This window comes from Priestia sp. FSL W8-0001, from assembly GCF_038050335.1.
Taxonomy (GTDB): Bacteria; Bacillota; Bacilli; order Bacillales; family Bacillaceae_H; genus Priestia; species Priestia flexa.
On sequence record NZ_JBBPAL010000001.1, the window covers coordinates 1327970 to 1353086 of the forward strand.

A 25117-nucleotide genomic window follows, 5' to 3' on the forward strand; every position below is an offset into this window, starting at 1 on the left:
CGTTCCATTTCATCTGTTATCAGTTGTGTTCAAATAAAAAAAGAAAATGAATTAACAAAAAAAGCCTTCTGTAAGAAGAAGACTTTATTTCTTCTTCTTATCTTCCAAGCGATTTGCTTGCTGGATTTAGCACCATGTCATTTCGACTGGTTGCTGAGGTTTCAAAGGGCCAGTCCCTCCACCTCTCGTGATAAGAATCCATATATGATTATTATTTTAGTTCATTCTGCGATATGTTTACTTAAAAAGAAACGAACGATAAAGATGAAATTTAATCTTATTATCTAATTTATCTGATTTTTGTATATTATACAAGACAATTTCGAAAATTTCACTAATAAATCATAAGAAGAGGATGGGCATAACAAAACAAATTTCCAAAAATACCAACACTCCCTTTTCTCACCTCTTTACGTTGTCAGAACACGTTCGTTCCATTGCGCTATGGCCACTCGCTTTCCGGGGGGAGGAACCAGAGCTTCCTCCCTGCGCTTTGGGATCTCAGTTTTCCCTCTCTTTCCCGCAAGAGTCGAGTGTCCTACGCTACGCTTCATTCCAGCCTATTTTCAACATTGTTTTCACAATCAATAAAAAACCTGAACGATTAAAAGTGAGGAACTCTCAACCGTTCAGGTTTATCATTGGCTGAATTACTTATTTCTCAGCCTCGGAGTGCATTGAATTAAATTGTTGAAATCTACGTGTTAGAAAAGAAATTATCTAAATAGGTTTAATCAACAGGTCGTCCTTTAGAAGCCTCTAAAATTTGGAACCACTGCATGCGATTCACCTTTAAGTCCAACGCTTGAATAGCTACATCAATGCGGTTCATTTTTCCAGACCCGACAATCGGCATAATAGTAGCTGGGTGAGCTAGTAACCAAGCATAGACAATTTGATCTAACGATTTCGCTCCAATTTCTTCACCGATTTCTGTTAGCTTGTTTCGAACGCGAATGGAACGCTCATCTTCAGCAGTGAAGATGGAGCCGCCACCTAGTGGTGACCAAGCCATTGGCGCTATCTTATGCTGCTGGCATTGTTCAATTGTGCCTTCTTCAAAATGGTTTAAATAAGTAGGCGAGACTTCAATTTGATTCGTAATAAGTGAAAAAGGTAAGAACGATTGAAGTAAGTCAAACTGTGAACGTTTAAAGTTCGAGACTCCAAAGTAGCGTACTTTTCCTTCTTCTTTAAGCTGAATAAACGCATCTGCTACTTCTTGTGGATCCATAAAAGGATCTGGACGGTGGAGGAGTAAAACATCTACATAGTCCGTATTTAAATTCTTTAATGACTGGTTGGCGCTGTTGATGATATGTTCTTTGCTCGTATCATAAAAATTAATTTTACGCTCTGGATATTTATCAGACGTTAGCTTAATGCCACATTTTGTAACAAGCTGCATAGACTCGCGTAAAGAAGGCTTTTGCGCTAACGCTTGCCCAAATAACTTTTCACAGCTGTAGTTACCATAAATATCCGCATGGTCAAATGTAGTAATACCTCGATCTAAGCATTGTTCAATTAGAGTTTGCGTATCATTTGTTGATAAGTTCCAATCGGCTAAACGCCATAACCCATGAATAATTCTTGAAAACTTTAAATCTTCCGCTAGCTTTATGTATTGCATACCTTCAACCCTTTCAAAAGAACTAGATAGTAAATTCGCTTTGATTATAACAGGTAGATAAAGCGATTACATCTTTAAAGATTCGTCATTTTTACTTTGCCTCTACATATAGTTTAGTACAAGCTGCTTTTCTGAGCGATAAGACATGTTGTCATAAAGAATAAAAAATAGTGAGTTCCAAGAAAATGAGGTGGAGAACTTGAGTAAATGGAAGCTGACGCTACAAGTAGCTGCTACCTATATCGGTACGGTAGTGGGGGCTGGGTTTGCAACGGGTAAAGAAATTGTTCAATTTTTTACTCAGTATGGCTCAATGGGTTTATTCGGAATTTTAATTAGCGGTTTGTTCTTTATTTGGTTAGGGTCAAAAATGATGCTTATTGCACAATCGATTGATGCAACGTCTTATCAAACGTTAAATACGCATCTATTCGGTACATTTATGGGGAAGCTGATTAATGGATTTACCATTATTATTTTGTTTGGAGTCACATCCGTTATGCTAGCGAGTACGGGAGCAATTGCAGCCGAACAGTTTGGACTTTGGCCACAGGTGGGTATGCTTCTTACAATTGGTTTAGCATACATATCAGTGTCCAAAGGAATTAATGGGTTACTATTTGTTAATTCACTTGTAGTGCCAATGATGCTTGCTTTTTCAATTTTAATCTTTATTCCACACGCTCCTGATTTTTCATTTTTACAAGTGTCAACGGTTCATTTTCAAGGGGATTGGAACTGGCTGATTAGTCCTTTTTTGTATGTGGCTCTTAATTTAGCATTAGCACAAGCCGTCCTTGTTCCTTTAGGAAGCGAAGTGAAAGATAGAAAAGTCATTAAAAACGGTGCGGTTTTAGGAGGAATTGGTTTAACATTTATGATGGTGGCAACGCATTTAGCTCTTTCAAACTTGCCGTATGCATACCATTTAGATATTCCAATGAGTGAAGTAGTAAAACATATTGGCCTTTTCGTTAATTGGCTCTTTTTACTAGTAGTTTTTGGAGAGATTTTCACCACACTAATTGGAAATGTATTTGGAATTGCTAGACAGATTCAATCCATATTGCCAATCTCAAATCAGCGAGCTTTTGCCTTTATCTTTGCGCTATGTTTTCTAGTTGCACAGGTTGGGTATGGAGAGTTGTTGAAGGTGCTGTATCCGATTTTCGGCTATATTGGATTAGCACTTTTAGTTATGCTCTGTATCAAAAAAGAAAAAAGTTAACTCTGTAAGTTAAGTGAAAATGTGTTAAAAAGTGTGACAACTGTTTAAAGCTTTGCTATAATAAGGTCAAATTCGACAGATATTGTCGACATAAATATCCTTCGGGGTCGGGTGTAAGTCCCAACCGGCGGTGATAAGGCAATGCCTTTAAGCCCGTGACCCGTTTTCGTATTTTTCGATAGCGGTGGATCTAGTTAAAATCTAGAGCCGACAGTAAAAGTCTGGATGGGAGAAGGATCAGGAGCACAGTGGATGTGTAGCGATTACATAGGCGTAATGGCTTTTTTAGAAAACCGTTATATCCAACTGCTTATTTAGTATATCGCAAAGTGAGATGGCTATTAAGTGCTATCTTGTTTGTGGATGCTTTGTATACACTGATTCTAAAAACAACCCCCTTGGACACTTGTTTAAGGGGGCTTTTTGCGTACATTGTATGGGGAAAGAAGGTGAAAGAATGTTTACAGGAATTATTGAAGAAATTGGTCAAGTGAAACAAATTAACAAAGGAAAAGAAGCAATTGTATTAACCATTGAAGCACGTGTTGTCCTACAGGATGTGTCTCTAGGAGACAGTATTGCAGTTAATGGTGTGTGTCTGACAGTGACTTCATTTTCAACTAATCGATTTACCGTTGACGTGATGCCTGAAACGATCAAAGCGAGTACGCTCCAATTATTGACCGTGGGCTCAAAGGTTAATTTAGAGCGTGCGATGAGCGCAAATGGACGGTTTGGTGGTCATTTTGTGAGTGGGCATGTTGATGGTATCGGTACAATTGTGAATAAAGAGCGAAGAGGCAATGCTGTATATTATGAAATTAAGGTAGACCCTAGCCTTCGTCATTATATGATGTTAAAGGGCTCTGTTACTGTTGATGGGACAAGCTTAACGATATTTAATGTTACAGATCATTCTTTTACAATTTCTTTAATTCCGCATACTGCCAAAGAAACAATTATTGGAAGAAAAGAACGAGGAGATGTTGTTAACATTGAATGTGATATGTTAGCCAAATATATTAAAGAAATGATGATGAAACCTTCATCTGCTCCTGCACCGAAACCTTCCAATATGCAAAGTTTACTCGAAAAGCACGGGTTTACAAATTAAAAGAGAGGTGAGAAAAATGTTTCACACAGTAGAAGAAGCAATTGATGATTTAAAAAAAGGTAAAGTGGTTATTGTTTGTGATGATGAAGACCGCGAAAACGAAGGGGATTTTATTTCACTAGCTGAAACGACTACTCCCGAAATCGTTAACTTCATGGCAACGCATGGTCGAGGTTTGATTTGTACACCAATCACAGAAGAAGTTGCTGCTAAATTAGAGCTTAATCCTATGGTAACAACCAATACGGATATGCATGGTACAGCTTTTACTGTTAGTGTTGATCATGTATCAACAACAACGGGAATTAGTGCTCATGAGCGTTCGGCAACCATTCAAGCATTAATTGATGATAAAGCTAAAGCTACAGACTTTCGTAGACCGGGTCACGTATTTCCTTTAATTGCGAAAAAAGGAGGAGTATTACGACGTGCAGGTCATACAGAAGCTGCCGTTGACTTAGCACTTCTTGCTGGAGGTAAGCCTGCGGGTGTTATTTGTGAAATCATGAAAGAAGATGGAACTATGGCACGCATGGCAGACCTTGCTGTGATCGCAGAGCAATTTGACTTAAAAATGATTACAATTAAAGATCTTATTGCATATCGTCGCAAGCATGATGAGCTTGTAAAGCGCGAGGTAGAAATTCAATTACCAACTGCTTTTGGTGACTTTAAGGCGATTGGATATACAAATAAAATTGATGATAAAGAACATGTAGCTATTGTAAAAGGTAAAATTAATCCCGAAGAACCTGTTCTTGTTCGTGTTCATTCTGAGTGTTTAACTGGCGATATTTTTGGATCCAAACGCTGCGATTGTGGACCACAGCTTCATGCAGCACTGTCAAAAATTGAAGAGGAACAATCGGGAATCCTTCTTTATATGCGTCAAGAAGGAAGAGGTATTGGGTTAATAAATAAATTAAAAGCATATGAACTGCAAGAGCAGGGATATGACACGGTTGAGGCTAATGAAAAATTAGGGTTTGCTGATGACCTTCGTGAATATGGGATTGGTGCGCAAATTTTAAAGGATTTAGGCGTGAAAAAGATGAAGCTTTTAACCAATAACCCGCGTAAAATTACCGGTTTAAAAGGTTATGATCTTGAGGTAGTTGAACGTCTTCCAATTGAAATGCCAAAGGAAGCCGAAAATGAGAAATATTTAAATACAAAAGCGACGAAACTAGGTCACTTATTACATTTTTAATTATTTAATTTACACATAAAACATAAAAAAACTAGGAGGAATAGAAAATGAGTCATGTGTTTGAGGGGAATTTAGTTGGTACTGGATTAAAAGTTGCAATTGTAGTGGGGCGTTTTAATGAATTTATTACAAGCCGATTGTTAGGCGGAGCGCAAGACGCGCTAAAACGTCATGGTGTAGCAGAAGCAGATGTGGACATTGCTTGGGTACCTGGCGCATACGAAATTCCGTTAATTGCAAAAAAATTCGCAGAATCAAAAAAGTATGATGCGGTGATTACGTTAGGAACAGTTATTCGCGGCGCAACACCACACTTTGATTTTGTTTGTAACGAAGTAGCAAAAGGCGTTGCTTCACAGAGTCTACAAACGGGCGTACCAATTATCTTTGGTGTACTGACAACGGAAACAATTGAACAAGCGATTGAACGTGCAGGTACAAAAGCCGGTAACAAAGGATGGGAAGCAGCAGCTTCTGCTATTGAGATGGCAAATTTGTCTCGTTTAATTGAAGGGTAATAAAAAGCGCTTGTTGCAGTCTAGAACTGTAGCAAGCGTTTTTTAAACTATTTACAAATGTATAATTTACAGGAAAGGTTTTACCCTATATAGTAACTAGTTTATGTTAAGGGAGACTTTCATGCCTCATTATATACCGTTTTTAGTTTTAATTATCATAAGTGTCCTAATCTTTGTTTTTGTTCTATGGAATACAAGGGATAAAAAACTGATTATCTTATTATTCTTTATGATTGGTTTAGCGTACGTGTTGGAGTACTTCATTCTTGTACTATTTAAAAGCTATCAATATAATCCGAATTTTGTACATGAAACAGACCTTGATAATATTTTGGGGTCGTTGGTATCACAAGCCTTTGCATTTCCAGTTATCGCTGTTTTAATTGGGGCTTATCAGCTGAAGTTTCGTTATATTGTACTTATATCGTTTATTTTTATGGGAATTGAAGAATTGTTTATCTCTTTAGGTGTTTATACACAGTATTGGTGGAAAACGATTTACACAGGTATTTTTATGACAATTGGGTTCGTCATTGCAAAGACATGGCATGCGTGGCTGTCTGATCGATTTGAGCGGTGGATTCATGTATTAAACTTATTCTTTAGCTTATTAGCAATTAACACAACCATCATGTTGTTTTTACTTGCCATGTTTAAAACCCACTCTATACATGTGGGGTGGTTTCAATCAGAGACACGGGATGTGCTTAGTTTTAATACACTTTATGTATGGCTTTTAACAGCCCTATATTCTTGGGGAATTTTAAAGCGTTCTCTAACCATGCTAGGCTGCTTTTTTCTTGGTTTTCGAATAGCTGATTTCGTTTTACTGTCTACAGATATATTGGTGTTACCTAAATGGAATTCGTTGGGGTTCTTTGCACTATTAGATGCTGTAGTAATTTTATTTACAGCTAAATATAACCAATTTATTGTCAATGCATGTTATGGAACCGACTCAAAAAAATTCATTGCGTTTATGAGAAATAAGCACTAAGATAGTACGTACAATAAATTATTTTGAAGCTAGTATAAAAAAAGGTAAGCTTTTACTTATTAAACATTTAATGAAGGAAAATATTTACTTTCCCAAGAGATGCTTCTTTCATTAGGTTATAAAGGTAAAAATGAAACAAAACAAAAGATTTGACGTTCTTTTGCCAGTTTTCGTACAATAAAAAAACGCGTAATTGAAGTCAAGTAGGGGAGTGAAGGATTCGTGAGAGAGTCCTTTTTTGTAAAAAAGGTACTAAATAATAATGTTTTAATTGCTACACACAATGCATACAAAGAGGTTGTTTTAATAGGAAAAGGAATTGGCTTTAATAAAAAGAAAAACGACGAAATAGATGCAGATGCTGTAGAAAAGATGTTTTTGCTTAAAAGCGAGGAAGAGCAGGAACAATATAAGCAGCTTTTACTACAGGTTGACGAAAATGTAATTGAGATGATGAATGATATCATTACACATATACAAGCACGTGTATCTAAACCTTTAAATGAGCACATTCATATCGGATTAACAGATCATATTGCATTTGCTGTAAAGCGTTTTCAACAAGGCCTTGATTTGAAAAATCCTTTTTTAATTGAAACAAAAGCTCTTTACCCAAAAGAATTTGAAATTGCTGAAGAGGTTGTAGCAATGATTCATGAAAAAATTGGAGTGCAGCTACCGATAGGGGAAGTGGGGTTTATTGCACTGCATATTCACAGCGCGCTAACGGAAAAAAATATTTTAGAAGTAAATCAAGATTCGCAGCTTATTCAAACAATTATTAACGTCATTGAAGAGTCTTTAAACCTTGATGTGAACAAAGAATCTGTTCATTATATGAGGCTAATTCGCCACTTGCATTTTGCAATTGATCGGGTGAAGACAGGGGAAGTCATTGAAGAACCAAAAAAAATTGCTTTACTATTGAAAGAGGAATATCCTCTATGTTACAATGTCTCATGGAAAGTGATTAAAATTATGCAACAAGCTCTACACTTACCAGTTTATGAAGCAGAAGCCGTTTATTTAACGATGCATCTGCAGCGACTTATGACAAAATCGGATTTATAAAATCATTTCATACGTGTTACTGATACGATCAGGCATGAGTGAGAAATGAAACGCATGGACAGGGATAGGTCTATCCTTTTGTTGGTGTTTCAATTTTCACCATGCCTTTTTTGTTGTAAGAAAGCGTAATCATGAACAAACTAATGAAATACTCACTTAGATTCACGTACCCTTTTTGGTTAAAAAGAAAGCGTTTGAATTGAATGTGTATCAAAACATCATCTTGTTGCACAATACAAATATAAAAAGGGGGTAAAACGCCATGTTTAAAAAGCTTTTTGGCGTCTTACAAAAAGTCGGAAAAGCACTTATGTTGCCGGTTGCGATTTTACCGGCAGCAGGTATCCTACTTGGGTTTGGTACTGCTTTTCAAAATGAAACGTTACTTGAAAGATTACCGGCTTTAAATGCTGACTGGTTCCAGATGGTTGCTCATGTTATGTCCAACGCTGGAGACATTATTTTTGGTAACTTACCTTTACTATTTGCTGTAGGGGTAGCAGTTGGGTTAGCTGGAGGAGAAGGCGTAGCCGGACTTGCAGCAATCGTTGGTTATTTAATTATGAACGTAACGATGGGTACAGTAAAAGGGCTGGATGGTTTAAAACCAGCTGAATTTGCTAAGTTATTAGAAGATCCTGCATACGCAAGTGTGTTAGGAATTCCAACGTTACAAACAGGTGTGTTTGGTGGTATTATAATTGGGGTGCTAGCAGCGGCTATGTACAACCGTTTCTTTAACATCGAGCTACCTCCATATTTAGGTTTCTTTGCTGGTAAGCGCTTTGTTCCAATCGCAACAGCGGTATCATCAATTGTTATTGGTTTAATCATGGTAGCAATATGGCCAATCATTCAAAATGCACTAAATGCATTCTCAAACAATATGATTGATGCAAACTTAACGCTATCGGCATTTATCTTCGGGGTTATTGAGCGTTCATTAATTCCATTCGGTTTACACCATATTTTCTATTCACCATTCTGGTATGAGTTTGGGTCTTATGTGAATCAAGCTGGTGAAGTGTTCCGTGGAGACCAACGTATCTTCATGGCACAATTAGCAGATGGTGCTGAATTAACAGCAGGTACGTTCCAAGTTGGTAAATTCCCGTTCATGATGTTCGGTTTACCAGCAGCAGCGCTTGCTATTTATCACGAAGCTCGTCCTGAAAATAAGAAGTATGTAGCTGGTATCATGGGTTCAGCGGCTTTAACATCATTCTTAACAGGTATTACAGAACCACTTGAGTTCTCATTCTTATTCGTAGCACCAGTTTTATTCGCAATTCACGCAGTGTTTGCTGGTCTATCATTTATGATCATGGAGATTTTAAATGTTAAAATTGGTATGACATTCTCCGGTGGGGTTATTGACTATATCCTATTCGGTGTGTTACAAAATAGAACAGATTGGTGGTTAGTAATCCCAGTTGGTCTTGTTCTAGCAGTTATTTATTACTTTGGTTTCCGCTTTGCGATCCGTAAGTTTAATTTAAAAACACCAGGTCGTGAAGAGAAATCGGATGATGCAGATAGTGATAAGGTTGAAGCGGGTGAATTACCACGCAATATCCTAGAAGCATTAGGTGGTCAACCAAACATTACGCACTTAGACGCATGTATTACTCGTTTACGTGTATCAGTTGATGATGTTAAAAATGTTGATAAAGAGCGATTGAAAAAGTTAGGGGCTTCTGGTGTGTTAGAAGTAGGTAACAATATTCAAGCAATCTTTGGTCCTAAATCTGATACGTTAAAGAGTCAGATTAAAGACATTATGGATGGCAAAACGCCTGTTGCACCAAAAGAAGAACCAAAAGCTGTAGAAGAAGCATCGAAAGCTGCGGTAAGCACAAACGGTGGCGACATTGTTTCACCAATTGAAGGAGAATTAGTTCCGTTATCAGAAGTACCGGACCAAGTATTCTCACAAAAATTAATGGGTGACGGTTTTGCGATTATTCCGAAAACAGGCACAGTAGTTGCGCCAGTGGATGGAAAGATAGTAAACTTATTCCCGACGAAGCATGCTTTAGGAATTGAATCAACGACTGGGCAAGAAATTCTAATTCACTTTGGAATTGACACAGTTAACTTAAAAGGTGAAGGTTTTGATGCACTTGTTGCTCAAGGTGACGAAGTGAAGCAAGGCCAACCATTATTACAAGTTGACTTGGATTTTGTAAAATCAAATGCACCATCTACGATTACACCTGTCATCTTTACAAACCTACAAGCAGATGAAAAGGTAGAAATCTTAAAGCAAGGCGAAGTTTCATTGCAAGAACAAAATATTATTACTATTTCAAAGTAAAAAGGAGATTGATTTAACATGGCACAAAAAACATTTACAGTAACAGCAGACTCAGGAATTCACGCACGTCCAGCAACAACATTAGTACAAGCAGCTAGCAAATTTGATTCTGATATCAACTTAGAGTTCAACGGTAAAACTGTAAACTTAAAATCAATCATGGGCGTTATGTCTTTAGGTATCCAAAAAGGAGCTACAATCACAATTTCTGCTGAAGGTTCAGACGAAGCTGATGCAATTGCAGCTCTTGAAGATACAATGAAAAAAGAAGGATTAGGCGAATAATGACAGTGGAAATTCAAGGCATTGCCGCTTCTAGCGGCATTGCTATTGCTAAAGCATTCCGTCTAGAAAATCCAGAGTTAACCGTTGAAAAGAAATCCGTTTCAGACGTTGAAGCTGAAGTAGCTCGTCTAGAAGAAGCACTTGCAACATCTAGATCAGAGCTTGAAACGATTAAAGAACATGCGCGTAAAGAACTTGGCGAAGATAAAGCTGAAATCTTTGCAGCACATTTATTAGTATTAAGCGATCCGGAATTAATCAATCCGATTAAAGATAAAATTACTGGTGAAAACGTGAATGCAGAAGTCGCACTAGACGAAGTTGCAGCGATGTTCATCAACATGTTTGAGTCAATGGATAACGAATACATGAAAGAGCGTGCAGCAGATATTCGTGACGTAACGAAGCGTGTATTAGCACATCTTTTAGGTGTAAACGTTTCAAACCCAAGCATGATTTCTGAAGAAGTTGTCATTATTGCAGAAGACTTAACGCCATCTGACACAGCTCAGTTAAATCGTAAATTTGTAAAAGGGTTTACAACTGATATCGGAGGCCGTACTTCTCACTCTGCAATTATGGCCCGTTCAATGGAAATTCCAGCTGTTGTTGGAACAAAAACAGTTATGGAAGACATTGAAAACGGTACACTTGTAATCGTTGATGGTCTTGATGGAAACGTTATTGTTAACCCATCAGAAGAAACGATTAAAGCGTATGAGAAAAAGGCAGAAGAATATGCAGCACAAAAAGCTGAATGGGCAAAGCTTGTAAACGAAAAAACAGTTTCAGCGGATGATCATCACGTAGAACTTGCTGCTAATATTGGAACGCCTGAAGATGTTAAAGGTGTATTAGAAAACGGTGGTGAAGGCGTTGGTCTTTACCGTACAGAGTTCTTATATATGGGTCGTGAAGAACTTCCAACAGAGGAAGAACAATTCACATCATACAAAACAGTTTTAGAGCGTATGGAAGGCAAGCCTGTTGTTGTTCGTACTTTAGATATCGGTGGAGATAAAGAGCTTCCTTATCTAAACCTACCTAAAGAAATGAATCCATTCTTAGGTTTCCGTGCAATCCGTCTATGCTTAGAAATGCAAGATATGTTCCGTACACAGCTTCGTGCGTTATTACGTGCTAGCGTATATGGAAACTTAAAAATCATGTTCCCAATGATTGCAACAGTTGACGAGTTCCGCCAAGCAAAAGCCATTCTTTTAGAAGAAAAAGCAAAGCTTGAAGCAGAGGGCGTTAGCGTTTCTGATAACATTGAAGTAGGTATGATGGTTGAAATTCCTTCTTCAGCAGTTATTGCAGATTTATTTGCAAAAGAAGTAGACTTCTTCTCAATTGGAACAAACGATTTAATTCAATACACGCTTGCGGCTGACCGCATGAATGAGCGCGTATCTTACTTATATCAACCGTATAACCCGGCAATCTTACGCTTAGTAAACATGGTTATTAAAGCGGCTCATAAAGAAGGCAAATGGGTTGGTATGTGTGGAGAAATGGCTGGAGATGAAATTGCGATTCCAATTCTTTTAGGCTTAGGCTTAGATGAATTCTCAATGAGCGCAACATCTATCTTAAAAGCACGTTCTCAAATCCGTCAATTATCAAAAGCGGATATTGAACCACACTTAGATGAGATTTTATCAATGTCTTCTACTGAAGAAGTAATTGAATTTGTAAAATCAAAATTCCATATCTAATAAAAAAGATGCTCTAGTGATTAGAGCATCTTTTTTGAATTTTATAGTATAAAATGAGGCTATGACCTAAGTCTTCCTGGTAATAATCTATCCGAGCTATTGAAAGTTAACTCTCAGTAGCTCGGTTTTTTTGATGATTTGGAAATCGTCTTTAGGAAAATAGTGGAATGGAGCATAAGACACTCGACTCCTGCGGGAGATAGAGGAAAGGTTGAGACCCCGCAAGCGCAGCGAGGAGGCTCAGATTCCTCCTCGCGGAAAGCGAGTGTCCGTAGCGCAATGGAACGAACTTGTTGCTATAAATTAACTATTGTAGAAACGTTATGATTCGTCTTTGAGAAGGGAGCATTTCGTTATGTCCCAACCTTGTGTTGTTTAAAAGAGCAAAGGTAAAAAGATATTAGCAAACACGATCGTTAAAAGCGCTGCTACAATCATTCCTAAGCTTGAGAATGTCCCTTCAATTTTACCAAACTCGAATGCACGAGCCGTACCTGTACCGTGTGACGCCACTCCTAAAAGCAAGCCTTTAGCTAGTGAAGAGTGAAGAGCAAGGTATTTGATAAGGGTAGGTGCAATAAACGTTCCAATAATGCCTGACAGCACAACGAATAAAATTGTAATATTCGGATCTCCTCCAAGCGTTTCTGATACGTTAATGGCAATAGGAATAGTCACAGAACGTGGAATAATACTTTGTACAAGCGTGGCTTTCATATGGAAAAGACCTGCTAAAACCATTGAAGATACCATCGCTACAAGAGTTCCAGTTGCTACGCTTACGGCAATCTCTACACGATGTTTTTTTAGAAGATGAAAATACTTATACATCGGCACAGCAAATGCTACCGTAGCGGGTCCGAGCATGTAGCTAATAAAGTCTGCTCCTTGCTTATACTGATCGTATGAACCATGTGAGAATAATAAAAATATGATGAGCAAGCAGGGAGCTAGTAAAATAGGCGAAACCAAAATGGTTTTATATTTTTTATAAAGCCATTTTGAAAGCGTATAGACAACGAGTGTAAGTGGAAATGCTACAGCTGTTAACCAAGTCATTCGTTTGACACCTCCTTGCGTTTAGAAATAGATTCAGCCATCATTCCGGTAATCGCCATAACTACAATGGTACTTATCGTAATAACAATTAAAATTTGAAGTCCAAATGATTTAAGAACGTCTCCATAATTAATTAGACCTACAACGGCTGGAATAAAAAAGAGTAATAGTTCACCAACAAGCAAATTGCCAGCTCGCTCTACCCAATTTAATTTAATGACCTTCAAATGAAGCAACAAAAACAGCAAACCAAATCCAACAATGCTTCCTGGAATAGGAAGGTTCAGCGCTTGAGAAATCTGTTGACCAACAAAAAAGATTAATATGAAAAAAAGAATTTGAACAAATAATGTTAAAACCTTCATTATGATGTTCCTCCTTGAGCTTATTCATAATAATAGAGCCGCCTAATCGGCGACTCTATTGGGGGAAAAAGAAAGTATTTTTGGCTTATACCGATGAGGTATAAATTGAGAAGATGAATGCTACAAACTTATCTTACCTAAATTTAGCTATAACGTAAAATATATAATAACTATAATTACTATGCCTTTTAACTATAGATAAAGTGGAATGAAAAAAGCCACCATCTTATAAAAGAGGTGGCTTTTTTGCTATTCTAAATTAGCATGTTTACCGTACATTTTGTGCGTATCTAAACCTTTCTTTTCCATAAAGCGCAGAATAAGCGCATCGTAAAAAAGCAAGAGCGTTTGTTCAAATAGAGACCCCATTGGCTGTACAGTTTGATAGTCACTATTTGTTTGGTCTTTTTTTGCACCTGGAAGTTTGACAGTAAAATCAGCTAACGTTCCAAGCGTCGATTTAGGAGAGATGGTAACAACGCTAACTTTACCACCAATTTCTTTTGCTTTTTCCACAACTGGAATAAGCATTTTTGTTTCACCAGATCCAGATCCTAAAATAAGCAGGTCATCTTTGGTAAAGGTTGAGGTAACGGTTTCGCCGATAACATAAGCATCAATACCCATATGCATCATTCTCATGGCAAATGATTTTCCCATGAAGCCTGAACGACCAGAGCCTGTTACGAAAACGCGCTTTGCTTCAATGATGGCATTAACAAGCTGCTCAGCTTCACTAGCTGAAACACGCTCTGTAGTCTGTGTCAGTTCGTCTACAATTTGACGTAAATGGCTGTTAATATTCACGATTCGTTCCTCAGTTTGAAATAAGTTCTTTCATTTTAGCAGCTGTCGCTTTTTTATCGTCTTGACCTGTAATACCGCCACCAACAATAACAAGGTCTGGCTGAGCTTTTACTACTTCTGGTAACGTTTCTAACTTAATGCCACCAGCAACAGCGGTTTTTGCATTTTTAACAACGCTTTTGATCGTTACTAAGTCTTCAAATGAGTTTTGGCCAACAGCTTGTAAATCGTAACCAGTATGAACACAAATATAATCAACGCCAAGCTCATCTAATTCTTGAGCACGACCTTTAATATCTTTAACACCAATCATATCAACAAGGATTTTTTTGTTTTGTTTTTTTGCTTCTTCCACAGCACCTTTAATTGACATATCTTCAGCAACACCTAAAATCGTCACAATGTCAGCGCCAGCTTTTGATGCTTGCTGTACTTCGTAACCGGCAGCATCCATAATTTTAAGGTCAGCTAATACTTTTAAGTTTGGAAATGCTTCTTTAACCTCTTTTACAGCACGCAAGCCTTCGTTAATGACAACGGGCGTCCCGATTTCTACGATATCAATATGATCTTCGACTTCTTTAATAACCTCTTTTGCTTCAGCGATGTTTACTAAATCTAATGCTAATTGTAGTTCCATGCTTTCTTCACTCCTTAGAAATTCTATCTATTCACTGTTGTGTAACAAAGCAACAGGTGTAAAAGTAGTATACCCAGTTTTATTTGCTGCTAAAAGTACGCACTTTGTAAACAACTACTATAGAATTTGATAGTATACTAAAGTATACTTTTGGTGATAACAGCTATGTAATCGCTTTATTTACTTGGGAAAATAGAGATGATGCATAATGCATCATCTCTAAAAAAATTTATTTCACAATTCTTATTTGGTGATTGCTTCACTTTTTTCTTGATTTACTAGTACAGTTTCACGGTAACTTTGTCCCCAGCTATACATAGCAGTTAAGACTGGTATCAGGCTTTGACCATGTTCAGTTAGCGAATACTCAACCTTTGGAGGAACGACAGGGTATACCTCTCGGTGGACGATTACATCATCTTCTAGCTCTCGTAGCTGATTTGCCAGCATGCGAGGCGTGATGTCAGGGATTAAGGCTTTTAATTCACCAAAGCGCTTTGTCCCTTCATGACCTAAATGCCATAGAATGAGCATTTTCCACTTTCCGCCGATGATAGCGAGCGTCAATTCTTTCTCACAATTAAATTCTTTATTTAGCTGACTCAATTGGTTCACCTCATTTTTGTTCCATTACTCAGTACCTTTTATTATACTTCTTACATTTCTATTTTTTCAAAAGTTTAGCTTGCAGCGCGTGCGATTATACAGTTTGTTTAATATGATCAATAAATGCTTGAGTGGCGTATGAAATATAGCGATCTTGTTTTGTAATAAGAGCTAGTTCCCAAGGAATCCCGTTTTCTAACTCAACAACTGTGAGCTGTTCTAAATCAATTTTTTCACACAAAGAATAAGGAAACAGCGCAATTCCTAAGTTAGCGGCGACCATTTCGCTAATAAAATCCCACTGTGAGCTTTTATAGCCAATAGTAGGCTCAAAGCCGCTTTTTAAACACTCATTGTAAACCATCTCATACATCGTAAAGTCTTCGTGAAACGAAATAAAGGTCTCATTTTTTAATTCTTGCAACGAAATGCTTTTATGACGAGCAAGAGGGTGGTTTTTATGAACAATGAGCTGCAAGGTTTCTTTTGCTAATGGGGTAAAGGAAAACATGTCCTCGTTTACTGGCAGTAGCACAACTCCTACGTCTACGTCTCCTTGTTCTACGATTTTCTCCATCTTTTTTGCTCCGTACTCAATCATTTGAATTTGAACGTCAGGATATTGCTCTCGAAATGATTTAATAATACGTGGGAAAAACAATGTACCGATAATGGGAGGAATGCCAATCTTAATGATTCCTCGTTTTAAATGCATTAAGTCATATAAAGAATTAGATAGGTCGCGTAAAGAAGCGATGATGCTTTCAGCTTGTTCATACACAATGGCTCCCGCATCAGTTAGTTCTACTTTTTTAAAGGAACGATCTAATAGTGGAGTTCCAAGCTCTTCCTCTAAAGACTTCACCATCTTACTTAGTGAAGGTTGTGAGATATGTAAAGCTTCTGAAGCACGCGTGAAATTTTTATGCTTAGCAACCTCAGTAAAATAATGTAGATGACGTACATCCATGAAAGCATTCACTCCAATTAAAATTTGTTTTTAGACTATGGAATATTGTAGCATCATATTCGGGAATTTTTAATGATTAAAATGGAAAATTCTCTGAAAAATTACTGCATATATATATTTACACCTTCTTTATTTTAGAGATATAATAAATGAATTGAAGGAACGTATTTACTCTTTGAAATGAATTGGTAAGGTGGTTAGGAAGGTTGAGTAAAGCAGAAGGAATGAAAGATGTCGTTTATATAAATGGAAATGTAAATGAGAAGTGCTTTGTCACGCATGGCATTACGTTTAAAGAGTTCTATCAGTCATTGCGTAATCCTCTCACGAACCTTTTGTTATTAAAACATCAATTTGAAGATAGCGATTACCATTACTCTACTCATATGGACTATCTTGAAGAGGAACAGGTTTCTTTATTAGTAGACGAAGAGGTATCAGATTACGGTGATTTTTGTTGGATAGATGTAGATGATGTGTCTTCACTTGATTTATTGGAGCCACAAGATGTTGCTTCTCTCTTGTATTTAGGGCACATGAAAAAGCCCTTACATTCACCTTTTGTGAATAAATTAAGCAATCAGTTTGTTTATTTAGCTGGTGAAGATGGCTATTATAATAAAACGTATTATCGAGATGTATACGATATTAAGCATATGATAAGCCGTGTGATTCCGTTGAAAGCATCTTCTTTGAAGCAAAAAGGTTTTGGGTTTCGACGAAAAAAATCTGAATATCCTGCTTTACCACTTGTAGTAGCTAATACGCTTTTAATGTTGACGCAGGACGGCTTGCTCTTTGATTTTGAACAACAGGCTCAGTCACGTAAAGATCTGCATATTCCAGTCTATACGATCGGTCGATTTACGGATATGGAGGATATGTATAACGAGCGTTTTAATAATCAAGAAGAGAGTAAATTAAGAGCTTATTTGATTTTTAACAAAAAAGAAGCAGAGTGGACCCTAGAAGAAGTTTAGGAAAAGAGCATTGAAGAGATGCTCTTTTTTTATTTGAGTCATATCTAGATTTTGTGATACTATTAAAAAGATTCAGATAGTTAATAGACGATAGGCGGTGTCAAAGTGGAGTTGAATTTAAAGGAGAAAACAGCCTTAGTTTTTGCAGCGAGTCAAGGGCTTGGCAAAGCAATTGCAACACAGTTTGCTAAAGAAGGAGCGAATGTTGTAATAGCTAGTCGTTCTGAAGACAAGCTTCAAAGAGTAGTAAGCGAATTGAACAAAATAGAATTACATAATGTACGTTATATCAAAGCTGATGTAGCAAGCCTACAAGATATTGAACAAGCCGTTCGGTTTACGGAAGAAGAGTTTGGCACAATCGACATTTTAGTAAACAACGCGGGGGGACCAAAGGCAGGTAACTTTCTAGAGATGACTGATGAAGACTGGTATACGGCGTTTGAAAATAACTTAATGAGCTGTATTCGAATGACTCGGACTGTCGTTCCGATTATGAAGAAAAGCGGTGGCAAAATAATTAATATTGCCTCGTCTTCTATTAAAGAGCCAATACCTGGTCTTGTTCTGTCAAATACGTTTCGAACAGGAATTGTTGGCTTAACTAAAACGCTTGCTGAAGAGTTAGCAGCTTATGGTATTTTAATTAATACCGTTGCTCCAGGAAGAATTGCAACGGATCGAGTAGGAGAATTAGATTCAATTCGGGCTAATAAGTTAGGGATAACGAAAGAAGAAGTACAAACAGAAATGGCAAGTCAGATTGCTCTCGGACGCTATGGGAATCCTGAGGAGTTTGCTAAAGTCGTCACGTTTGTTGCTTCAGGAGCAAATTCGTATATGACGGGGCAGTCCTTTTTAGTAGATGGAGGCTTAGTGAAGTCCATTTAATAGAAAACACGCAAACGATGTGTTTGCGTGTTTTCTATTATTAGATCCATGTTGTTACTTGGTCTAATGGTAAACGATCACTAGCATGAGCAGGCTTTGCAGCTTTTCCAACAGAGATTAACATTACTGGGATGTAGCGATCTTCAATTTTAAATTCTTCAACAAATTTTTGAGCGTTAAAGCCACCCATTGAGCATGTATCATATCCTTTTGCTTTCGCAGCTAGCATGAACGTCATGGCAGCTAAAGAAGCGTTTGTGAATGCTGCATCACGTGCAAACGTTGCATTTTTATAAGCACCGTTAATTTGACCAGCTAAAATGTCTTTTACTTCCGCAGTCATGTGACCAGTGTCAACTAATGGGTTATATACAGCATCTGTGTTTTTGTTTGCTTCTAAGTCACCTAAGATTGCGATGACTGCACCTGCTTCAACAATCTGTTTTTGATTGTATGCAATTGGAAGCAAGCGTTCTTTTGCAGCTTCGTCTGTAATGACAACGAAGTGCCAGTGCTGTAAGTTCCATGCAGAAGGTGATTTCACTGTTGCGTCTAGTAGCTCAGTTAATTCTTCTTTACTTAATTTTACAGATGTGTCATAGTGGCGAATTGATGTACGCTCGCTTACAACATCAAAAAAATTTTTAGACATACTAAAAAACCTCCAATAAATAAATGTGAAAATGATGGAATTGATGCACATTCTATCCTGTTTATAGGATGAACGTCAAGATATATGCTTTAGTATGCCTAAGGGGTTGTCATCACAAACATTGAGCTTGAAAAGAAAAGAGGAGACTTTATGAAAATTGGATTTATCGGTAGCGGTGTTATGGGAAGCAGCATGATTATGCATTTACTAAAGGCAGGTTATTCTGTGAATGTATATACGCGTACAAAAGAAAAAGCAAAAGAGGTTATTGCTAAAGGAGCTATATGGAACGATAGTCCAGCGACCGTAGCAAGCGAATCTGACATCATTATTACCATGGTAGGTTATCCAGCTGATGTGAGAGAAATTTATTTTGGGAAAGAGGGAATTTTACATAATGCGAAGGCTGGTTCATATGTTATTGACATGACCACTTCGGAGCCAAGCTTAGCTGTTGAAATATACCAACAAGCAAAAGAGTTAAAGATTCATGCGTTAGATGCTCCCGTATCAGGTGGAGATGTAGGGGCTAAAAATGGAACATTAACAATTATGGTCGGAGGAGACAAGAAAGCATTTGAAGCGTGTAAAGATGTCTTTTCGCTCTTAGGAACAAACGTTATTTTACAAGGTGATGCAGGAGCTGGTCAACACACAAAAATGTGTAACCAAATTACGATTGCTTCCAATATGATGGGCGTTGCTGAAGCACTTGTTTATGCTGAGAAAGCAGGCCTTGATCCGGAGAAGGTATTAAGCTCAATTTCTGCAGGAGCGGCGGGAAGTTGGTCGCTGAGCAATTTAGCTCCGCGTATGATAAAAGAAGATTTCGAACCTGGCTTTTATATTAAGCATTTTATAAAAGACATGCAGATTGCTTTAAAGGAAGCAAAAGAGCTAGGAATGGAAACACCAGGGTTAGCTCTTGCGAATCATCTATATGAACAGTTAGCTGCAGAAGGAGAACAAGATAGCGGAACTCAGGCTTTATATAAGCTATATAAAAAAGAATAAAGTTCTAGTTAAGGTTGTAAAAAAGTACATTAATAAAAAAGCGTGAGTTTCCATGAGAACTCACGCTTTTTTATTAATATATATCATTAGTAGGAGGTTAGATAGGATACGTATAGAGATCATAGCTAAACAAAGCTCGTTAAGTCATTTTTAGCCTTTTTTTGTTTGCAAATAGGATTCCATACGGTCCATTGCTTCAACCAACGTCTCCATTGCATAAGCATAAGAAAGTCTAACATAGCCTTCACCTAGGTCTGAAAATGCACTACCGGGAACAAGAGCTACGCCTGCTTCTTTTACTAACTCAAGTGCAAAGTCAAACGACGACATGTTAAGTGATTGAATCGATGGGAAAATATAAAAAGCACCGTTAGGCTTTTCCACATCAAAGCCCATCTTAACAAGACGCTCGTAAACATAATTCAATCGTCTTTCGTATTCTTTTTTCATGTCTACAGCATCATTTTTACCTGCTGTTAAAGCGTTAAGAGCCGCAGCTTGCGAAATGGATGATGCGCAGCTGACGTTATATTGATGCACTTTTAAAATATGCTTTGTTAAGTATGCTGGCGCAAATAATAATCCGATGCGCCAACCTGTCATCGAATGAGACTTAGATACGCCGTTTACCACAATGGTTTTATCACGCATTGAAGGAATGGCTGCAATCGAATGATGGTTACCTTCAAATACAAGTTCACTATAAATTTCGTCAGATAAGACAAAAACCTCTTTATCCTGTAACAAGTCAGCAATCTCTTGAAGCTCTTCTTTGGACAGCGTTACGCCGGTTGGATTTGAAGGGTAAGGTAAGATAACACATCTTGTTTTATCCGTTAGGTGCTGCTCAATTAAATCAGCAGTTAAACGAAATCCAGTTTGTGTTGTATCAATATGTACAGGAATAGCACCGTTTAATTTAATGAGCGGTTCGTATCCAGGATAGACTGGACCTGGTAAAAGTACCTCTGAGCCATCTTCTAAAATTGTTCGCATCGCAATATCAATGGCTTGACTCGCTCCAATCGTAACAATGATCTCAGATGATGGATCGTAGGATAATTGATACTTTGTATGTACAAACTCAGCGGCTGCTTTTCTTAGCTCAATTGTTCCTGCATTATGTGTGTAAGACGTAGCGTTTTCATCAATAGCCGTTTTAGCAGCTTCTTTCACATGAGGCGGCGTTAGAAAATCAGGTTGTCCAATTGTTAATGACAATACGTTATCATACTGAGCTACCATATTATAAAATTTGCGAATACCCGACAGTTCAATGCCTTTTACTCGTTTGTTAATTAAATGTTCCATACTAGTCGTTCCATCCTTCCACAGTGTTTCACTCATTTTATCATAATGTATACATGTAAAAAACCACTATCTTCTCAATGCAGATTGAGAAGATAGTGGTTTTAATCATTCACTTTATAAAAGGTGAGAATAGCGAGCTATTAATTTGTAAAAAAGTTCTTCATCTCTGTTATCAAGCGCTTCGTCAATTAATTCTCTTACATGCTTTTTGTTAAAATCCGTTGATAACTTTTTCAACAATAGACTTGCTTCTTTTGAATAGTATGGTTGGACAGGTCTAAATGAAGTAGATGTGGCGAAATTTTTATTTTTTCGATAATCGTTCATCACTCAACAACCCCTTTAATTATACTTACTAATCTATACCCTCTTATGGCGCATGCAACCCTCCGTTTTCTAAAAATCATAAATAGACACTGTGTTTTTATGATTTTATTGCTAAACGAGAGGGGGCGTTTTATTTAAATGTATGTATTTAGTTGAAATACAGTGAGAGGTAGTCTACTTAAAATTATTATGTATGTAACAGCTTCGTAAGGGTAGTGGAAATCACGCCAATCGAAGAACAGAAGCTAGTGTTAGCCCCCTCATAGTTACACACAAAAAAGGCTTAACAACAAAAGTTGCTAAGCCTTTCAAAGCAATTATGCATTATGTTTATAGTTAGAATCAGTCAGTGTGTATGTTTCCTTCGCGCCAGTACACAGGAGATACATGACCGAAGTCCACCGTTTGGTCGTCTAATGTCACGATACAGTGATCTGTGCCAGCTTGCTCTTTAATATTCTCGTAAATCTCTTCTTCTACATCTTCAATAATAGTCATTTCATTTTCATCATTAAAAAGAATGACGGAACCTTTCATTAAACATACACCTTCTTTAAGTAATTGTGGTTTATCATGTGTAGTATAAAGGGTTTCAATTCAATCGTCCACAGGTATTACAAAGATTTTCGTTAACATTTTGTGAACGAGTTATATCCTAGAAGATAAGAATTTGTTATTAAACCTCTCGCACTTTCAGCCGATAATTACTAATACAGAGATGAAAACGTTTTATGTTAAAAACATTTATTTTTTAGGTGGTTTTACTTTACGACTATAAAGTTTCATTACTATAATAAAGGACGACCACTACATAAGTACACTTTACTATGGAAGGGCGAAAATTTATGCAGCACGATAAAGGAATCCTATTAGAAAGCGGAACAAATGAGCTAGAAATTGTTGAATTCTCAGTCGATACTATTCGTTTTGGAATCAATGTTATTAAAGTTCGAGAAATCATTAACCCAGTAACCATTACACCGGTTCCTAATTCCCATTCTTACATAGAAGGAATCATTGAGCTGAGAGGAGAAGTTCTGCCTGTTGTTGACGTTGCGAAGGCACTAAAGCGCCCAGCATCGAATCAACCTGCTAAGGATAAATTTATTGTCACAGAATTTAATCAACAAAAAATTGTTTTTCACGTTCATCAAGTCACGCAAATTCATCGCATATCGTGGATGGAAATTGAAAAGCCTTCAGATTTATACCAAGGGCTAGAAACTCAAATCACGGGTGTAGTAAAAGATGAAAGCGATATGATTTTATTACTGGACTTTGAAAAACTTGTCACCGACGTTAATCCTGAAGCTGGAATTGATCAGTCTAAAATTAAGCGATTAGGTCAGCGCCAGCGATCAAGCAAGCGATTAGTAGTTGCTGAAGACTCACCGTTATTACGCAAAATGATTTCAGATACATTGGGAACAGCAGGCTATGCCAATACAGAGTTTTTTGAAAACGGGTATGATGCGTTACTTTATCTACAATCACTCGTAGAGTCAGGTCATGCCATTGAAGATGAGGTACAACTAGTTATTACAGATATTGAAATGCCACAAATGGATGGACATCATCTTACCAAGAAAATAAAAGAAGATGATCGTTTATCTGCACTCCCTGTTATTATTTTTTCATCTCTAATCACAGAAGATTTACGTCATAAAGGAAAAATGGTTGGTGCACAAGCACAAGTAAGTAAACCGCAAATTGGTGAACTAGTGCAAATGATTGATGAATTTATTTTATAAAGTAGTTGTGAGCAATATCAAGTTAATGAAAAAAGTGCCTCAATTGTTTCTTTGAGGCACTTTTTATTTACTTACCAATAGCTTTTACCTAGTGGCTTAAAAACAGGCGCCTGCCGTTTGCGAACATTAGAAGGCTGAACAGGGTTAGGTGCTGATAATAAAAAGCCAGTATATTTGGATAATAATCGTTTTGCATAAGATAGTGACATTGTCGTTTTGGGATTTCGATATTGATGGTTTAAGTGACCGAGGTGTGTTAGTTCTTTGAAGTCCTCTTTCTTAGGAGGCATATGGAAAAAGTAATCTCCAACGGATACCAGCACATCTGATTTTTGCTGACTTTTACCTGGGTTAGGTGAAAAATGAAGTCCTTCTTTTTTTGCTTTTCCTTCTGAAATCAGTTGCTCAAGCGCAAGCTTTTTTAACGTATAAAGCTGCTTCGGATCAGGGGCTGCTTTAGCGTGCCTGTTTACCGTGAAAATAGCTTGTGCAATCTCAGCAGTAGATGGATTGAACGTTTCTTGGTTGGTTGAATGAGGCATAAATAAATTCACTCCCTTTCATTAGTCGCTTCATGAAGCAAATGCTGTTTCATAAGGCTTAGTTCTTTTATTATAGCGTGTCTTGTCCAATTTGAAAATAATTACACAGAGATTGGATAAATTCAAAAATATTTTTCTTTTAGGTTTCGTTTAAAAATGAGAGGTTATACAAATAATACAACAAAAGTTTGAAAGCATAAGAAGGTGTTGAATGAAGTGGATATTTTAATTGCATTAATTCCCGCTGTCATGTGGGGGAGTATTTTACTTGTAAGTTCGAAGCTCGGAGGCAAAGCTTATAGCCAAACAATTGGTTTAACTGGAGGAGCGCTTTTATTCTCGATTGTAGCATTTTTTATTGTCTCACCTGAACTTACATGGAAAATCTTTATTGTAGGTTTTGTTTCAGGTTTATTCTGGTCAGTTGGTCAAATGAACCAATTCTCAGCCGTTGAATATTTAGGTGTATCAAAAACACAGCCTATTTCCACAGGTATGCAGCTAGTCGGGACATCGTTATTTGGTGTCTTACTGTTTGGTGAATGGTCAACTCAAACAAAGCTACTAATTGGAATTGCTGCTCTTGCGTTTATTATTGTAGGTGTAGTGTTTACGTCATTAAATGATAAAAATAACAAAGAAGCTGATGGGAAAAGTCAATTTGGTAAAGGGATGTTTACACTTTTCATTTCAACATTAGGTTACATAGGTTATTTTATCGTCGTTCAATGGTTTGGAGTAGAAGGCTGGTCTGCGATTTTACCACAGTCTTTGGGTATGCTAGCAGGTGCATTGCTTCTTACTTTCCGTCATAAGCCATTTAACAAATATGCTACACGCAACATCTTAACAGGATTTGTTTGGGCAACAGGTAATATTGGTCTATTAGTAGCAGCTCCTCGTGTCGGAGTAGCAACAAGTTTTTCATTCTCACAAATGGGAATTATTATCTCAACGTTAGGTGGTATTTTCCTACTTGGTGAAAAGAAATCGAAAAAACAAATTACGTTTGTCATCATCGGCTGTATTCTAATCATCGTAGGTGGGGTACTGCTTGGATTTACGAAAAAATAAATAAAACTCTCATAAAAAACGAAACCAGAAAAAAAGG

Annotated in this window: 26 protein-coding genes and 2 riboswitches; of the genes, 14 read left to right on the top strand and 12 right to left on the bottom strand. The window is 37.3% G+C overall.

Going from position 1 to position 25117, the window contains the following annotated elements:
• Nucleotides 1-94: 94 nt before the first annotated feature.
• Nucleotides 95-197: riboswitch (SAM riboswitch) on the bottom strand.
• Between the two features lie 533 nt (nucleotides 198-730).
• The gene (locus tag MKZ18_RS07020) at nucleotides 731-1633 is read right to left on the bottom strand and encodes an aldo/keto reductase (RefSeq protein ID WP_340842647.1); all 903 of its coding nucleotides are present in this window, start codon (nucleotides 1631-1633) and stop codon (nucleotides 731-733) included.
• Nucleotides 1634-1832: 199 nt separating this feature from the next.
• On the opposite strand from MKZ18_RS07020, the gene MKZ18_RS07025 reads away from it, so the two are divergent.
• From MKZ18_RS07025 to ptsP, 9 genes are all read left to right on the top strand, one after another.
• Nucleotides 1833-2861 (top strand): YkvI family membrane protein, encoded by a 1029-nt coding sequence (locus tag MKZ18_RS07025; RefSeq protein ID WP_025909179.1) that lies wholly within the window; start codon nucleotides 1833-1835, stop codon nucleotides 2859-2861.
• A 93-nt stretch (nucleotides 2862-2954) separates the two neighbouring features.
• A riboswitch (FMN riboswitch) is annotated at nucleotides 2955-3102 on the top strand.
• 216 nt (nucleotides 3103-3318) lie between these two features.
• The gene (ribE, locus tag MKZ18_RS07030; RefSeq protein ID WP_025909180.1) at nucleotides 3319-3975 is read left to right on the top strand and encodes a riboflavin synthase; all 657 of its coding nucleotides are present in this window, start codon (nucleotides 3319-3321) and stop codon (nucleotides 3973-3975) included.
• 16 nt (nucleotides 3976-3991) lie between these two features.
• The gene (locus MKZ18_RS07035; RefSeq protein WP_144593618.1) at nucleotides 3992-5185 is read left to right on the top strand and encodes a bifunctional 3,4-dihydroxy-2-butanone-4-phosphate synthase/GTP cyclohydrolase II; all 1194 of its coding nucleotides are present in this window, start codon (nucleotides 3992-3994) and stop codon (nucleotides 5183-5185) included.
• A gap of 47 nt (nucleotides 5186-5232) precedes the next feature.
• Nucleotides 5233-5703, top strand: coding sequence for a 6,7-dimethyl-8-ribityllumazine synthase (ribH, locus tag MKZ18_RS07040; RefSeq protein WP_025909182.1), 471 nt, complete (start codon nucleotides 5233-5235; stop codon nucleotides 5701-5703).
• Nucleotides 5704-5824: 121 nt separating this feature from the next.
• On the top strand, nucleotides 5825-6700 hold the full coding sequence (locus tag MKZ18_RS07045) for a hypothetical protein (RefSeq protein ID WP_138117199.1): 876 nt from the start codon (nucleotides 5825-5827) through the stop codon (nucleotides 6698-6700).
• Nucleotides 6701-6922: 222 nt separating this feature from the next.
• Nucleotides 6923-7771, top strand: coding sequence for a glucose PTS transporter transcription antiterminator GlcT (glcT, locus tag MKZ18_RS07050; RefSeq protein WP_061786320.1), 849 nt, complete (start codon nucleotides 6923-6925; stop codon nucleotides 7769-7771).
• Nucleotides 7772-8033: 262 nt separating this feature from the next.
• Complete coding sequence (ptsG, locus tag MKZ18_RS07055; protein WP_061786319.1) at nucleotides 8034-10088, top strand: glucose-specific PTS transporter subunit IIBC; 2055 nt, start codon at nucleotides 8034-8036, stop codon at nucleotides 10086-10088.
• Between the two features lie 18 nt (nucleotides 10089-10106).
• Nucleotides 10107-10373, top strand: a complete 267-nt coding sequence (locus MKZ18_RS07060) for a phosphocarrier protein HPr (protein ID WP_025909186.1) — start codon at nucleotides 10107-10109, stop codon at nucleotides 10371-10373.
• Complete coding sequence (ptsP, locus tag MKZ18_RS07065; RefSeq protein WP_061786318.1) at nucleotides 10373-12091, top strand: phosphoenolpyruvate--protein phosphotransferase; 1719 nt, start codon at nucleotides 10373-10375, stop codon at nucleotides 12089-12091. Before MKZ18_RS07060 ends, ptsP begins: the two co-directional genes overlap by 1 nt.
• 375 nt (nucleotides 12092-12466) lie before the next feature.
• On the opposite strand, the gene MKZ18_RS07070 is transcribed toward ptsP, so the two are convergent.
• From MKZ18_RS07070 to MKZ18_RS07095, 6 genes are all read right to left on the bottom strand, one after another.
• The gene (locus tag MKZ18_RS07070; protein ID WP_061786317.1) at nucleotides 12467-13150 is read right to left on the bottom strand and encodes an LrgB family protein; all 684 of its coding nucleotides are present in this window, start codon (nucleotides 13148-13150) and stop codon (nucleotides 12467-12469) included.
• The gene (locus MKZ18_RS07075; RefSeq protein ID WP_061786316.1) at nucleotides 13147-13515 is read right to left on the bottom strand and encodes a CidA/LrgA family protein; all 369 of its coding nucleotides are present in this window, start codon (nucleotides 13513-13515) and stop codon (nucleotides 13147-13149) included. The genes MKZ18_RS07070 and MKZ18_RS07075 overlap by 4 nt, the downstream gene beginning before the upstream one ends.
• A gap of 249 nt (nucleotides 13516-13764) precedes the next feature.
• Nucleotides 13765-14322 carry a 6-phospho-3-hexuloisomerase gene (hxlB, locus tag MKZ18_RS07080; protein WP_076513043.1) on the bottom strand — a complete coding sequence of 186 codons (558 nt, stop codon included), beginning with the start codon at nucleotides 14320-14322 and terminating at the stop codon, nucleotides 13765-13767.
• Between the two features lie 10 nt (nucleotides 14323-14332).
• On the bottom strand, nucleotides 14333-14962 hold the full coding sequence (gene hxlA, locus MKZ18_RS07085) for a 3-hexulose-6-phosphate synthase (RefSeq protein WP_025909191.1): 630 nt from the start codon (nucleotides 14960-14962) through the stop codon (nucleotides 14333-14335).
• A 243-nt stretch (nucleotides 14963-15205) separates the two neighbouring features.
• Nucleotides 15206-15568: a winged helix-turn-helix transcriptional regulator gene (locus tag MKZ18_RS07090; RefSeq protein WP_061784986.1), complete on the bottom strand. Its 363-nt coding sequence runs from the start codon at nucleotides 15566-15568 to the stop codon at nucleotides 15206-15208.
• A 94-nt stretch (nucleotides 15569-15662) separates the two neighbouring features.
• On the bottom strand, nucleotides 15663-16538 hold the full coding sequence (locus MKZ18_RS07095) for a LysR substrate-binding domain-containing protein (protein WP_025909193.1): 876 nt from the start codon (nucleotides 16536-16538) through the stop codon (nucleotides 15663-15665).
• A gap of 206 nt (nucleotides 16539-16744) precedes the next feature.
• Between MKZ18_RS07095 and MKZ18_RS07100 the strand changes: the two genes are divergently transcribed.
• Together MKZ18_RS07100 and MKZ18_RS07105 are read left to right on the top strand one after the other, a co-directional pair.
• Nucleotides 16745-17518, top strand: coding sequence for a hypothetical protein (locus tag MKZ18_RS07100; RefSeq protein ID WP_025909194.1), 774 nt, complete (start codon nucleotides 16745-16747; stop codon nucleotides 17516-17518).
• Between the two features lie 105 nt (nucleotides 17519-17623).
• Nucleotides 17624-18409, top strand: a complete 786-nt coding sequence (locus MKZ18_RS07105; RefSeq protein WP_035320403.1) for an SDR family oxidoreductase — start codon at nucleotides 17624-17626, stop codon at nucleotides 18407-18409.
• Nucleotides 18410-18449: 40 nt separating this feature from the next.
• Here MKZ18_RS07105 and MKZ18_RS07110 read toward each other — a convergent pair whose 3' ends face one another.
• Nucleotides 18450-19061: a nitroreductase family protein gene (locus MKZ18_RS07110; RefSeq protein WP_025909196.1), complete on the bottom strand. Its 612-nt coding sequence runs from the start codon at nucleotides 19059-19061 to the stop codon at nucleotides 18450-18452.
• Nucleotides 19062-19211: 150 nt separating this feature from the next.
• Between MKZ18_RS07110 and MKZ18_RS07115 the strand changes: the two genes are divergently transcribed.
• Nucleotides 19212-20075 carry an NAD(P)-dependent oxidoreductase gene (locus MKZ18_RS07115; protein ID WP_251385367.1) on the top strand — a complete coding sequence of 288 codons (864 nt, stop codon included), beginning with the start codon at nucleotides 19212-19214 and terminating at the stop codon, nucleotides 20073-20075.
• A 150-nt stretch (nucleotides 20076-20225) separates the two neighbouring features.
• Here MKZ18_RS07115 and MKZ18_RS07120 read toward each other — a convergent pair whose 3' ends face one another.
• The 3 genes from MKZ18_RS07120 to MKZ18_RS07130 all read right to left on the bottom strand — a co-directional run bounded on the left by MKZ18_RS07120 (nucleotide 20226) and on the right by MKZ18_RS07130 (nucleotide 22250).
• Nucleotides 20226-21386, bottom strand: coding sequence for an aminotransferase A (locus MKZ18_RS07120; RefSeq protein WP_163070716.1), 1161 nt, complete (start codon nucleotides 21384-21386; stop codon nucleotides 20226-20228).
• A 114-nt stretch (nucleotides 21387-21500) separates the two neighbouring features.
• A complete protein-coding gene (locus MKZ18_RS07125; protein WP_025909199.1) occupies nucleotides 21501-21713 on the bottom strand; it encodes an IDEAL domain-containing protein in 213 nt (70 codons plus the stop codon).
• Between the two features lie 342 nt (nucleotides 21714-22055).
• Entirely contained in the window at nucleotides 22056-22250 is a 195-nt protein-coding gene (locus MKZ18_RS07130; protein ID WP_061784983.1) for a hypothetical protein, read from the bottom strand.
• A gap of 308 nt (nucleotides 22251-22558) precedes the next feature.
• Here MKZ18_RS07130 and MKZ18_RS07135 point away from each other — a divergent pair, with 308 nt between their 5' ends.
• Nucleotides 22559-23464, top strand: coding sequence for a chemotaxis protein (locus MKZ18_RS07135; RefSeq protein ID WP_341344520.1), 906 nt, complete (start codon nucleotides 22559-22561; stop codon nucleotides 23462-23464).
• A gap of 71 nt (nucleotides 23465-23535) precedes the next feature.
• Here MKZ18_RS07135 and MKZ18_RS07140 read toward each other — a convergent pair whose 3' ends face one another.
• Nucleotides 23536-24006 (bottom strand): YkyB family protein, encoded by a 471-nt coding sequence (locus MKZ18_RS07140; RefSeq protein WP_025909202.1) that lies wholly within the window; start codon nucleotides 24004-24006, stop codon nucleotides 23536-23538.
• Nucleotides 24007-24222: 216 nt separating this feature from the next.
• On the opposite strand from MKZ18_RS07140, the gene MKZ18_RS07145 reads away from it, so the two are divergent.
• A complete protein-coding gene (locus MKZ18_RS07145; protein WP_061784982.1) occupies nucleotides 24223-25080 on the top strand; it encodes a GRP family sugar transporter in 858 nt (285 codons plus the stop codon).
• Nucleotides 25081-25117 lie beyond the last annotated feature (37 nt).